Raw genomic sequence first — 12,108 nt, 5'->3', positions numbered from 1 at the left:
GCTGGAGCGCGGCCGGCGCAGCGGTCACGGCAGTGCCAGCGCGGTGCGGATCAGGGTCAGCAGGAAGCCGCGGACCTCGTCGCTGCGGAGGATGAAGACAAGGAGGCCCGCCAGGCCAACCGCAGCAAGTGTGGCGATGGCGTATTCGGCGGTGGCCATGCCCGCCTCCGATCCCATCAGCCTGATGGTTCCGCTGTGCTTCCGGGGCAGGCGTGCGCCCGGGTGGAGCTCCACAACGTTGGCTGGCAGGATGCTGCCGGTGTTCATCCGTGCCCTGCGGGACCTGTTGCCTTCCCGGTCCGGAGCGGCCGGACGGAAAGCGGCAGGTGCGGCATGTCCGGCGTAGTACCGGCGGTGGTTCATGGACATGTGGTGTTTCCTTTCCTGGGGCCGGTGATGTTGCCGGCTGTCTTGACTCTTCCGGTCCCGGGCAGGACCGGTAAGTGCGCGGGTGGCCTAAGTGGATAAGGCCGGGTTCCCGGCCGGTGTGGAGGGAAAGACGTGGCTAACTGCCGGAGGGCACCAGGGCCAGCAGGACAGGAACCACGCCCAGGCAGATGAAGGCCGGGAGCGAGCAGAGTCCCAGCGGGACGACGAGTTTCACGCCGAGCGATGCTGCGCGTTTCTCTGCCGCCCGGAATCTTTCCCGGCGCAGCCTTGCGGCCTGGGCATAGAGGATGGCCGATGACGGTGCACCGGTGAGGGCGGCGAACCCGAGGGCGTCACGCAGTTCCAGGATCTCGGGGAGCCGGACAGCTGAACTGCGCCAGGCGGTCTCCCAGTCGGCGCCGATGGACAGGGCGGACACTACAGGCCGAAGCGCCCCACGGTACCGGTTTGAGGCCGACGCTGCCACGAGTTCCAGTGACCGTCCGATGCTGGAACCTGCGTCCAGCATCGCCGCCACCAGTTCGAGCATCATGGCGGTATCTCGCAGGCCAGGCCCGCCCCGGTTGTGTGTGGTTCCTGCCTCGCCGGCGGACGGGACAGCCCTGGCCAGTTTGTTGATGCGCAGGAGGCGAAGGCGTTTCCTCGCCGTCCATGTGTCCGAACAGATGAGGCAGGCGGCAGCTGCAAGTGACAGGAAGACGGCGCCGGCCAGCGAGATGTGCCCGCTCACGGAACGCCCGCCCCGGCAGCGGCCGACACCAGGCGCGCGGACCACATCCGGCCGGCAGCAGTGAGAGCTATCCCGGCCGCCAGCGCTGCCAGGCCCAAGGGTGTTCCCAGCAGAATGGCAAGAGGATCCACCCCCAGCGCCGCTCCCAGGCCCAACCCCATCAGCGGCAGCCAGGTCAGCAGGGTTACGGTGGCCTTTGGGCCTGCCAGGGCCGTCTGCCGGGCAGCGTCGGCGTCGTCCTCCACTTCGAGCTGGGCCGCGAATCGTATAAGCACATCGGCGAGGGGACATCCGCTGGCTTCCGCGATGTCGAGGCAGGCCGCCAGTTCGGACCAGATCCGTGCTTCACGGTCCCGGACCGTGGACGTCGAATCCAAGGTCCTGCGGATGGCCTCGGACACTGGCCGGCCGCCGGCTGCTGCAGCCCTGGCAGCGGCAAGCACGGCCGCGGAACCCGCCGACAGTCCCACGCCGGGCTGCCGCTCCTGCTGGCTGGCGGAACGGTTCCGGTCCGGGGACTGCACAGGATGCGGTCGGAACAGTTTGGCCGGAGGGTGCGCCGGCGGCGCACCGCTGCCCGCCGTCCCGTAGACCACCCACAGTTCCTCCCAGAGCCGGCCGGGCGTCCGTCCGCCTTTCAGCAGGGCTGCGAGTTGCTGGACCACCAGGGTCAGGGCCGAGGCTGCGGGCTTACTGCCCCGCCCCGCCGAACGCCCCCGCTTCCGCACAGCCCAGGGCATGGTGAACCGCCCGGCACCGGCAAAGGGCACAGCCCGGTAGTGTCCTGCCGCGCGGCGTAGCCTGGCCGGGGCCCCATGTGGCGGCCTCAGCAGCAGGACGGCCGCCAGGACGAGGGTGGCGGCCAGCAGCAGGATCACAACAAATCCCCCGCCCGGATCCCCAGCCGGGCCGCGAGCGCCGGCCATGCCGGGCCGGGCACGTCCGGCACGCCCGCAGCGGCTTCCAGTGCGGGAACGACCGCCAGCCCGTCCCGGCCATCACCAATGACGCCGATACAGGACACTTCCCGTCCCCGGGAAGTCCGCTCAACGTGGATGACGATGTCAAGGGCGCTTGCTGCCTGAAGCCTCACGGCGTCCGGGCCCAGCCCGGCCAGGGCGCCCAGCGCCGTCAACCTGGCGGGCACCGCGGCGGCAGTGTTCGCATGGATGGTGCCGCCCCCGCCGCTGTGGCCGGTGTTCATGGCCGTGAGGAGCTCGCGTACCTCCGCTCCGCGGCACTCACCCACCACCAGCCGGTCCGGGCGCATGCGCAGCGCCTGCCGGACCAGTTCACGGAGGTCCACCTCGCCGCCGCCTTCCAGGTTCCCGTGCCGGGACTCGAGCGACACCACGTGCGGATGGAGGGGATTGAGTTCTGCCGCATCCTCGATCAGGACGAGCCGCTCCTCCGGCGAGCACAGCCCCAGGAGGGTTGACAGCAGGGTGGTCTTGCCTGACCCGGTGGCACCGCTGACAAGGAAACTCAACCTGCGCTCCACCACTTTTCTAAGGACATCCTGCAGCCGTGGACTGAACATTCCGGCCGCGCCAAGTTCGGCCATGGAGAAGACCCGTTCCCGGCGGATACGGACGCTCAGCAGGGTACCTGCCGTGGAGACCGGAGGGAGGACGGCGTGGACACGGTAACCCCCGGCCAGGCGCACATCCACGCAGGGTGAGCCGTCGTCCAGCCGCCGGCCGCCGGCTGCCACCAGCCTGCAGGCCAGCGCCCGCAGCTGGGATTCGTTGTCGAAAACGATGGCCGTGCGTTCGATGCCGCGGCCCCTGTCCACCCACACAGAATCCGGTGCGTTCACAAAGATGTCCGTGGCGGCCGGATCGCGCGTGAGTTCCTGGAGCGGACCCAGGCCGTTCAGCTCTGCGCTGATCCGTTCCGCGGCGGCCAGGGCACCCGCTGTGCCCAGGAGCTTTCCCGTGGCCTGCACGGCGGCTGCCACCCGCGACGGCGTAACCGCACCTGCCTCGGCCATCATTGATTCCCGCACGGATTCCAGCAGCCCGGCGTCAACCCGGCGCCGGCTGTCCTGTCCACGGTTGTCGCGCCGCCGGACAGGGCCCGGGCCCGGCCGGGCTGCCGGCGGTCCGGCCGGTTCGGGCCCGGACAGGACCGGGCCCGGCACCAGCGGCCCGGGGTGTTGTTTCATGCCAGTTCCTCCACAAACATGTCGTCGCCCAATGCGTCAAGGACGGATGCGGCGAAGTGCCGGATGCTTCGCCGCTTGCCCAGGTCAAGGAGCCGTCCGGCCTCGACCGCGGCGGCCACCCCGCGCAATTCCGGCACCCGGCCCTGGATGGGAAGCCCAATGGCGTCGGAGAGCAGCGGCCCGTCCAGCGCGGAACCGGGCTTTCCGCGGACCAGGAGGGCAGCCTCAACCGGAGGGAACTCCTGGAGCAGCCGCGCCGCCGCCACGGCAGCTTTGAGCTGTGCGGGAACCACCACCAGAATCCGGTCGCAATCCCACGTGAAGGCCTGGAGCGGCTCTGTCCGCCGGCCTATATCCACCACCACCAGTTCGTAGCTCCGCCGGGCAGCGTCCAGTACACCCACGGTGGTGGAGGCAGCCACCGGAACCGGCTGGTCCCTGCTGGCGGGCCATGACAGGAAGGAGAACCCGCCTGCAACGGGCAGGGAGTCCGAAAGCTGCACGGGATCTATGCTGCCCCGGGCATCGGACAGGTCCGGCCAGCGCAGGCCCGGGTGTTCCTCGGCGGCGATGGCAAGCTCCACTCCTCCGCCCCAGGGGTCGCCGTCCACCAGCAGCACACGGACCCCCAGGCCGGCGGCAGCCTGCGCGATCCAGACGGCCGCAGTGGTGGCCCCGGCGCCACCGCACCCGCCGGTCACGCCCAGCACCAGTCCGCCGGGTGCAGGCGATCGCGACCGGCTGAGATGGTCGGCCAGCCATGCTGCGGCGTCCGGGAGCACCGCCACCCGTTCAGCCCCCAGGGCAGCGGCCAGGTGCCACAGGCTATCGCCTTCCCCGTCCAGCCCCACCAGCACCGCGGGTGCCCGGCGCCGCGGCGGCAGTTCCCGGATATCACTGCCCACCAGGACCGCGCCCGCCCCTTCCCAGTGCCGGCCGCTTTCGGCAGCGTCAGCAACGACACGCAGATGCGCGCCGGCGGCCGCCACAATCCGCTCCACCTCGGACCGGAGGAGGACGGACGACGTCACCAGCAGCACCTCGTCAGCACCGGCCGGAAGCCACGCCCCGGCGGCGTCGTCCCCCGGGGTGGCTCCGGTATCCGCCGTCCCGGCCGGCACCTGGCCGGAGGACCGCGCGGAACTGCCGGCACTGCCTGGATCTGTATGGGACGGGGTCAACTGGTGCCTGCTCATGGAGCCACTCTCCACGGGCGCGCGGAAGCAGGTAAGGCACCGCGGCCGCTATGTGGAAAAGCCGGGCCCGGGCGCTGCCCGCACCAGGACAGCCGCCTGATCAGGGCACAATTGGAGCATGTACCTGTTGCTCGCCGCCCACCCCCACGGCGCGGCCCTTCAGGAACTGACCCAGGCGGGCGAGCCCCAGCCGGCCAACCCCGAACCGCACATTATCGCCCGCGAAGACCTCCCCGCCGTCGTGAATCGGCTTGAAACAGACCGGAAGGGCGGGCAGCCACCGCGCTGGATCTGGCACCGCACGCAGGACTGGTACCCCGGCCTGCTGGCGTCCGGCGTGGAACTGGAGCGGTGCTACGACCTCACCCTCTGCGGAAACATCCTCGCCTTCTCCCAGTTCACCGCCCACACGGAGTACGCCCGCACCGCGGACAGGACCCCGGTGGAGGACCCGGTCCTCCCGCCCAAAACACTCCTGCCGCCCCGCCCGCCGGCGGACCAGGGTGCCCTGTTCGATGAGCCGGACACGGCGCCCCTACCCCGGCAAACGCCCGGTGAGCTCCGCAGCGAGTACGCCGCGCAGCAGGCCGCCCTTGCCGGGGTGGGCCCGGAGGGGAACCGGCGCAACCGGCTTCAGCTGCTGCTCGCGGCAGAGTCCGCCGCCGCGATGATCGCCGCCGAAATGCAGCACGCCGGCGTGCCCTGGCGCGAAGACCTGCATGAAAAGATCCTTGCCGACCATCTCGGGCCCCGCCCGCCTTTGGGGCACCGCCCGGCCAGGCTGGAGGCCCTGGCCGCGGAACTACGGAACCTGCTGAACGCGCCCGCCCTGAACCCGGACTCCCCGCAGGACCTGATCCGGGCCCTCCACCGCAACGGCATCGAGGTGAAAAGCACCCGCAAGTGGGAGCTGCGGGAGTCCGGCCATCCGGCCATAGAGCCGCTGCTGGAGTACAAGAAACTCTCCCGGCTCCACACGGCCAACGGCTGGGCCTGGCTCGATGCCTGGGTGGCGGGAGGCAGGTTCCGGCCAGAGTACGTGGTGGGCGGCGTGGTCTCCGGGCGCTGGACGTCCCGTGGCGGCGGTGCCCTGCAGATTCCGCGCCAGGTCCGCGGCGCCGTGCATGCCGATCCCGGCCACAAACTGATCGTGGCGGACGCGTCCCAGCTGGAGCCCCGCGTCCTGGTTGCGCTGGCGCAGGACTCTGTGATGGCCGAGGCCGCGCGCGACCAGGACCTGTACGCGGCCATCGCCGCCAAGGGCTTCGGCGGGGACCGGGCGAAGGCGAAGATGGCCCTGCTCGGCGCCATGTACGGGGCCACGTCGGGGGAAGCGGGGCGGCTTATGCCCCAGCTGGCCCGGACATACCCGCGCGCCGTGGACTTTGTGGAGCGTGCGGCGCGGACCGGTGAGACCGGCGGAACGGTCACCACCAGGCTGGGCCGCAGCAGCCCGCCGCCGTCGGAGCGCTGGTTCCACAGCCAGCGGTCCACCACCGCCGAGGAGCAGCGCCGCGCGGAATCCTTTGCCAGGTCCCGCGGCCGCTTCACGCGGAACTTCGTGGTCCAGGGCTCAGCCGCTGACTGGGCGGCCTGCTGGCTTGCGGAATTACGACGGCGGCTGCGCGGCTTGCGCGCGGATGGTGCCGCGGGTGCCGAACTTGTTTTCTTCCTCCATGACGAAGTAATGGTCCATGCTCCGGCGGACCGGGTGGCTGCCTGCACCAGGGCCATCGAGGACGCGGCCAATGCGGCCAAGGAACTGCTGTTCGGCCCCGTTCCGGTGGAGTTTCCCGTCAGCATGGCCGTGGTGGACTCCTATGACCACGCCAAGTGACGGCATATAAGTCAGCACACGTACCCACAAGTCGGGGAATGTAACCTACCCGGCAGTAGCTCGACGGGCAGCGTGACGGGCATTACAGTTCATAGCGGCGACTGAGGCAGACCGGTCGGGACGGCTGATGCAACGACGCATACAAGGGGAGGTCCGACATATGGCGGGCAGGTTCGAAATTCACCGCGTAGGAGACGAGTCATACCGGCTGCGGCTCACAGATGCGGAAGGCAACATCGTTGCCGTTTCACCCAACTTCAAGTCGCTCAACACGCTGCTTGAAGGCATCAAGGCGATGCGGGAAAACGCGGCGACAGGCATCGTGGTGGACCTGAGGCAGCAGCAGGCCTGAAGCACCACGCACCGGGCTCCCCGGCTTTTGCCGGGGACCCGCCCCAAGACCGGGCAGCCGCGCTCAAAGGCGCGCGTGGCTTCCCTATTCTTTTGGAATTAGACGCCCAGCCTGTGAAGGCGGGTGCGGTCCCACGGGACGGACCAGCCCAGCTGGTCGAAAAGTCCGCTCAGGACAATTCCGGTAAAACCCCAGACCAGAACACCATTAACGGTGAATCCGGGGCTTTCGAACGTGCGCCCTGCCCGGTGCACGGTAGCCATCACCCGGTTGTCGGGATCCAGCAGGTCCCGCACCGGTACCCGGAAGACCTGGGCTGATTCGGCGTAATCCACCACCCGGACCGGCGAGGGTGAGCGCCACCAGCCCAGCACCGGGGTCACCAGGAAGTTGCTGTGGGCCAAGCCGAGCTGCTGGAGCGTGCCCAGGACTTCGACGCCGCCCGCGTCGAGCCCGGTTTCCTCCTCGGCTTCGCGGAGGGCGGCCTCGACTGCTGACTCGCCGGCGTCGATGCTGCCGCCTGGAAAAGCGACCTGCCCCGGGTGCGAGCCCAGCGTGTGGGCGCGTTCAAGGAGCAGCACGTCGAGGTCGGCGGGGGCAAGGGGCTTGCCCGAGGCGGCGGGGACGTCATCCAGCGCGCCGAAAAGCATCAGCACGGCGGCTTTTCGTGCCGCCTCCTCGTCCACGGTAAGGGCGGCCCAACGGGGGTCCGGTGTAGCGTCGACTCCCGATTCGGACCGACGGACCAAGCCGATCAGGTCATCCCGGGCACTCACGGCGCCTTCTTCCGGGATGCCATCCTGATCTCCGCGGCCCGCGCCGTGTTGGCCAGCAGATCTGCGAGCAGGTCCTCGCTGCCCGGCGCCAGTTCGTATTTCAGGAGCTTGGCCGCTTTGGCCGGGTCCGTTTCACCCAGGCCGTAGCTGGGACACCAGTTGGCCACCGGACACGCCCCGCAGGCGGGTTTCCGGGAATGGCAGACCCGCCGGCCATGGAACACCACCCGATGCGAGAGCATGGTCCAATCCTTCGGTTCGAACAGCTCGGCCACATCGGACTCGATCTGCACGGGATCCTCCGACTGCGTCCAGCCGAACCTGCGGGCCAGCCGGCCGAAGTGGGTGTCCACCGTGATGCCCGGGATGCCGAAGGCGTTTCCGAGCACCACGTTGGCGGTCTTGCGGCCCACGCCGGGCAGGGTGACCAGGTCCTCGATCCGGCCGGGCACAACGCCGTCGTACTCATCCACCAGCCTGGCGGCCAGCGCCAGAAGGTTCCGTGACTTCGCCCGGAAGAAACCGGTTGGCTTGATGATTTCCTCGAGCGTGGCCGGGTCCGCCTCCGCCATGGCCCGCGCGTCCGGGTAGCGGGCGAAGAGCAGCGGCGTGATCTGGTTGACCGTGACGTCCGTGGTCTGGGCCGAAAGGACGGTGGCCACCAGCAGTTCAAACGGGTTGGTGAAATCGAGCTCCGCGTGCGCGTAGGGGTACTTCTCAGCCAGTGCCCTGTTGATGCGCCGTGCCCGCCGCTTCAGCGCGAGCATCGACTCGGAGGAAACCACCGGCATCCCGGCGGTTTGGCCGGCGGAGGCCGTCTTTCCGCCGGCCTTTGCGGCACGGGGCGCGGCCACGGGACCTAGCCGCGCTCGATGTTGCTGAGGTCCCGCAGGACGCCCAGCCGCCCGTCGGTGTGCTGGACCAGGAACTCATGGCCGCGGTCTTCGAGGGCAAGGACCCAGCCACCTGGTTCAATGATGAAGGCCGGCGCCCCCGTGCGCGGATCGTAGGCGGTGCGGTGCTGGGCAACAGCGAACCAGAACGCCTCGTGGATGGGCTGCTCGTCCAGTTGGTCGTGCCGGCTCGACGGGTCAACTGTTGCCCCGATCGGTTCCTCGGGGCGGATCTGCTGGTGCACCGCAGTTGCTGCAGGCGGCTCCCACGACCTCCGGGCTGCGGAGGCAGCCGCACCGGAGGCAACCGGCTGCGCACCGGCGTCGTGATGTCCGCCAGGCGCACCGTTTGTGACGGACGAACCGGATCCGGCCGGCACCTCCCGGAAATGCGTGTCCTCGCCGGATCCCGCAGCGGGACGCACGACGTCGGCCGCCTGCGTGGGCGGGCCAGCGTCGATTTCAGGAGCGTGGTCGGCTACTTCGGGAGCGGTGGACACGGGAGTGCCTGCCGCGGGGGTCCCTGCCGGTGCAGGACCGCTGGCGGGCACGGCCGCGGTGGCCGGGGAATGGTGTGCGGAAACGGACGGGACGGCGGCGGTGGCCGGCGCCTGGTTGTTGGCGGGCGCATGGTCGTTTGACCGCGGCTGGACAGCCGAGGATCCGGCACCCGCGCCGCCGAAGAGCTTGCCGCCGGCGGAACTGAGCAGCTTCCCCGCGCCCGGCTTGGACTCGGATTCCGGCTTGGGTTCTTTGGGGGCACGCGGCTTCTGGACCGGGACAGCTGCTTCACGGGCCGCCACGTGGGCCGGCGTTTCGGCGCGGCCCTGGAAGTCACCCTTGAGGTACGGCAGGAAGCGGCCCAGAACGGTTGCCGCGAAAAGGACCAGGGAGCCGATCAGGCCCACCAGCAGGCTGGGCGCGTAAGCGCCTGCCACGGACAGGAAGAAGAAGGCAACGGCGAAGCAGGCCACCACGGAGGCGAACTGGTCCACGGACAGGGAACCGATGCGGATCCTGGTGGCGGGCGCGAGCCTGCGCGCGGCGAAGAGGGCGCTGGTGATCAGGGGAAGGATGATTCCCAACCCCAGGAAGAACAGGTTGTTCAGGTTCCACAGGTTGTACCGCCCGCCGAAGATGGGCAGCAGTGAGGCGATGAACAGGATGAGGGTGCCGCCGAAGACAGCCAGGTCCCGCACGGTGAACGGCCCGAGCACTGCCTGGTTGGCATCCTTGGAAAGGCCTGTGCGGCTGCCCTCTCCAGCGGCCGCCGCCTGCGGACCGTCCCCGGAGGCGGGCCCTTCGGCGCCTGCGCCAGCCGCGGTGTCGGGGCCTGTTTTCTGGCCGTAGCTCTGCTGGTTCATTCTGTTCTCCTTAGCGTGGCGGTACCGGGGCCTGCCCCGGTACCGTCCCGTCGTAACACCGGATCCGCTGCTGCCCGGCACTGGTAGCGCCCGGCTCCAGCGGCCCGAGGTGAAGTCACAATTCCATTTCAGCCTAGTCAACAGCCGGGCTGATCACTAGCTGACAAGGGACCGCCGGGACCACCGAAGGGCCGCGCGGCAGACCATTCACCGCTTAATAAACGCCGCTCGCGGGCCGGCTTGTGACACGGCACACACACCTGCGCGGCCAAGCATTAGTCTTGATTCCGGAACAGCTCTTTGCGGTACGACCGTGACGGGCCGGTGCCCGATGTCGTGCATGCGGCGGAGCCCGGCCGGCGATCATGCCGCCAGCGAAGATCGATGAATGATGAGGTTCACATGTCCCAGGACACTCCAAGCTCCACGGCCACCGTTCCTGCCGGCTCCGAACAGCACGGTGACGCGTTCGAAAACCTGCTCCATGAGACGCGGACGTTCCCGCCGTCGCCGGAGTTCGCGGCCCACGCGGTTGTCACCGCGGAGGAGTACCGGGAGGCCGACGCCGACCGGCCGGGTTTCTGGGCGAAGCAGGCCCGGGAGCTGCTGACCTGGAGCAAGGACTTCGACGAGGCTCTGGACTGGTCCAACCCGCCGTTCGCAAAGTGGTTCGTGGGCGGGGAAGTCAACGCGGCGTACAACGCGCTAGACCGGCACGTGGAAAACGGCCGCGGCGACCGGGTGGCCATCCACTTCGAGGGCGAACCGGGCGACACCCGCTCCTACACCTACGCCGAGCTGACCGAGGAGGTGAAGAAGGCCGCGAACGCGTTCGAGTCCCTCGGCGTGGCCAAGGGCGACCGGGTGGCCGTATACCTGCCGATGATCCCCGAGGCCGTGATCACGCTGCTGGCCTGCGCCCGGATCGGGGCTGTGCATTCGGTGGTGTTTGGCGGGTTCTCCGCCGACGCGCTTCGCTCCCGCATCGATGACGCCGAAGCCAAGCTGGTGGTCACCGCCGACGGGACCTACCGGCGCGGCAAGCCCAGCGCCCTCAAGCCCGCCGTGGACGAGGCCCTGTCCAAGGACGGCCACACCGTGCAGAACGTGGTGGTGGTTAAGCGCAACGGCCAGGACGTGGACTGGACCGAGGGCCGGGACCACTGGTGGGCGGACACCGTGGACGCCGCCTCGAACCAGCACACCGCCGTCGGGCACGACTCCGAACACCCTTTGTTCATCCTCTACACCTCCGGGACCACCGGCAAGCCCAAGGGCATCCTGCACACCACCGGCGGGTACCTCATCCAGACCGCCTACACCCACAGGGCCGTGTTCGACCTGCACCCGGACACGGATGTGTACTGGTGCACCGCCGACGTCGGCTGGGTCACTGGCCATTCCTACGTCACCTACGCCCCGCTCATCAACGGCGCCACCCAGGTCATGTACGAGGGCACCCCGGACTCCCCGCACCAGGGCCGGTGGTGGGAGATCGTGGAAAAGTACAAGGTGTCCATCCTCTACACCGCGCCCACCGCGATCCGCACCTTCATGAAATGGGGCCGGGAAATCCCGGACAAGTACGACCTGACCTCGCTGCGCGTCCTTGGCTCCGTGGGTGAACCCATCAACCCCGAGGCCTGGATGTGGTACCGGGAAGTCATCGGCGGCGGCAAGGCACCGATCGTGGACACCTGGTGGCAGACCGAAACCGGTGCGCAGATGATCGCCCCGCTGCCCGGCGTCACCGCCGCCAAACCCGGCTCCGCGCAGGTCCCGCTGCCCGGCATCGCCGTGGACGTCGTGGACGAAAACGGCGCCTCCGTGCCCAACGGCCACGGCGGGTTCCTGGTCATCCGCGAACCCTGGCCCGCGATGCTCCGCGGCATCTGGGGCGACCCCGAACGGTTCAAGGACACCTACTGGTCCCGGTTCGAGAACATGTACTTCGCCGGCGACGGGGCCAAAAAGGACGAGGACGGCGACGTCTGGCTCCTGGGCCGGGTGGACGACGTCATGAACGTCTCCGGTCACCGGCTCTCCACCACCGAGATCGAGTCCGCCCTGGTCTCCCACCCGGCCGTGGCCGAGGCCGCCGTCGTGGGCGCCGCCGACGAAACCACCGGCCAGGCCGTGGTCGCGTTCGTCATCCTCCGCGGCGACGCCGTGGACACCGGCGAGGACACCATCACCGAACTCCGCAACCATGTCGGCAAGGAAATCGGCCCCATCGCCAAACCCAAGAACATCCTGGTGGTCCCCGAACTGCCCAAGACCCGCTCGGGCAAAATCATGCGCCGCCTCCTCAAAGACGTCGCCGAAGGCCGCGACCCCGGCGACGCCACCACCCTTTCGGATCCCACGATCATGCAGCAGATCGCGGCGAGCCTCCGGAAGTAG

Annotated in this window: 10 protein-coding genes and 1 pseudogene; 3 read left to right on the top strand and 8 right to left on the bottom strand. The window is 69.3% G+C overall.

What is annotated here, in order from left to right; translation table 11 throughout:
- Nucleotides 1-24 precede the first annotated feature (24 nt).
- From AC5RUO_RS02270 to ssd, 5 genes and pseudogenes are all read right to left on the bottom strand, one after another.
- Nucleotides 25-369 (bottom strand): DUF4244 domain-containing protein, encoded by a 345-nt coding sequence (locus AC5RUO_RS02270; protein WP_494009951.1) that lies wholly within the window; start codon nucleotides 367-369, stop codon nucleotides 25-27.
- Between the two features lie 136 nt (nucleotides 370-505).
- Entirely contained in the window at nucleotides 506-1,120 is a 615-nt protein-coding gene (locus tag AC5RUO_RS02265) for a type II secretion system F family protein (protein WP_494009950.1), read from the bottom strand.
- The gene (locus AC5RUO_RS02260) at nucleotides 1,117-1,995 is read right to left on the bottom strand and encodes a hypothetical protein (RefSeq protein ID WP_494010355.1); all 879 of its coding nucleotides are present in this window, start codon (nucleotides 1,993-1,995) and stop codon (nucleotides 1,117-1,119) included. The genes AC5RUO_RS02265 and AC5RUO_RS02260 overlap by 4 nt, the downstream gene beginning before the upstream one ends.
- 11 nt (nucleotides 1,996-2,006) lie before the next feature.
- Nucleotides 2,007-3,287 (bottom strand): annotated as a pseudogene (locus AC5RUO_RS02255) (TadA family conjugal transfer-associated ATPase); the annotation flags it as partial.
- On the bottom strand, nucleotides 3,284-4,483 hold the full coding sequence (gene ssd, locus AC5RUO_RS02250) for a septum site-determining protein Ssd (RefSeq protein WP_494102695.1): 1,200 nt from the start codon (nucleotides 4,481-4,483) through the stop codon (nucleotides 3,284-3,286). The gene ssd and the pseudogene AC5RUO_RS02255, both read right to left, overlap by 4 nt.
- Nucleotides 4,484-4,601: 118 nt before the next feature.
- Here ssd and AC5RUO_RS02245 point away from each other — a divergent pair, with 118 nt between their 5' ends.
- Nucleotides 4,602-6,320 (top strand): bifunctional 3'-5' exonuclease/DNA polymerase, encoded by a 1,719-nt coding sequence (locus AC5RUO_RS02245; protein ID WP_494009948.1) that lies wholly within the window; start codon nucleotides 4,602-4,604, stop codon nucleotides 6,318-6,320.
- Between the two features lie 160 nt (nucleotides 6,321-6,480).
- On the top strand, nucleotides 6,481-6,672 hold the full coding sequence (locus AC5RUO_RS02240; RefSeq protein ID WP_494009947.1) for a YegP family protein: 192 nt from the start codon (nucleotides 6,481-6,483) through the stop codon (nucleotides 6,670-6,672).
- 98 nt (nucleotides 6,673-6,770) lie between these two features.
- On the opposite strand, the gene AC5RUO_RS02235 is transcribed toward AC5RUO_RS02240, so the two are convergent.
- From AC5RUO_RS02235 to AC5RUO_RS02225, 3 genes are all read right to left on the bottom strand, one after another.
- Nucleotides 6,771-7,448: an NUDIX hydrolase gene (locus tag AC5RUO_RS02235; protein WP_494009946.1), complete on the bottom strand. Its 678-nt coding sequence runs from the start codon at nucleotides 7,446-7,448 to the stop codon at nucleotides 6,771-6,773.
- The gene (nth, locus tag AC5RUO_RS02230) at nucleotides 7,445-8,239 is read right to left on the bottom strand and encodes an endonuclease III (protein ID WP_494103364.1); all 795 of its coding nucleotides are present in this window, start codon (nucleotides 8,237-8,239) and stop codon (nucleotides 7,445-7,447) included. Before nth ends, AC5RUO_RS02235 begins: the two co-directional genes overlap by 4 nt.
- Before the next feature lie 68 nt (nucleotides 8,240-8,307).
- Entirely contained in the window at nucleotides 8,308-9,705 is a 1,398-nt protein-coding gene (locus AC5RUO_RS02225; protein ID WP_494009945.1) for an energy-coupling factor transporter transmembrane component T family protein, read from the bottom strand.
- Between the two features lie 402 nt (nucleotides 9,706-10,107).
- On the opposite strand from AC5RUO_RS02225, the gene acs reads away from it, so the two are divergent.
- The gene (acs, locus tag AC5RUO_RS02220; RefSeq protein ID WP_494103363.1) at nucleotides 10,108-12,108 is read left to right on the top strand and encodes an acetate--CoA ligase; all 2,001 of its coding nucleotides are present in this window, start codon (nucleotides 10,108-10,110) and stop codon (nucleotides 12,106-12,108) included.

It is taken from the genome of Arthrobacter sp. Y3221087 (genome assembly GCF_059089905.1).
This window is presented reverse-complemented; position numbering and strand designations above follow the sequence as displayed.

Bases quoted from the DNA above. Each gene is read 5' to 3' on its own strand.
- AC5RUO_RS02245 (WP_494009948.1), top strand. From the start codon at position 4,602: ATGTACCTGTTGCTCGCCGCCCACCCCCACGGCGCGGCCCTTCAGGAA.
- AC5RUO_RS02240 (WP_494009947.1), top strand. From the start codon at position 6,481: ATGGCGGGCAGGTTCGAAATTCACCGCGTAGGAGACGAGTCATACCGG.
- nth (WP_494103364.1), bottom strand. From the start codon at position 8,239: ATGCCGGTGGTTTCCTCCGAGTCGATGCTCGCGCTGAAGCGGCGGGCA.
- AC5RUO_RS02270 (WP_494009951.1), bottom strand. From the start codon at position 369: ATGTCCATGAACCACCGCCGGTACTACGCCGGACATGCCGCACCTGCC.
- AC5RUO_RS02225 (WP_494009945.1), bottom strand. From the start codon at position 9,705: ATGAACCAGCAGAGCTACGGCCAGAAAACAGGCCCCGACACCGCGGCT.
- ssd (WP_494102695.1), bottom strand. From the start codon at position 4,483: ATGAGCAGGCACCAGTTGACCCCGTCCCATACAGATCCAGGCAGTGCC.
- acs (WP_494103363.1), top strand. From the start codon at position 10,108: ATGTCCCAGGACACTCCAAGCTCCACGGCCACCGTTCCTGCCGGCTCC.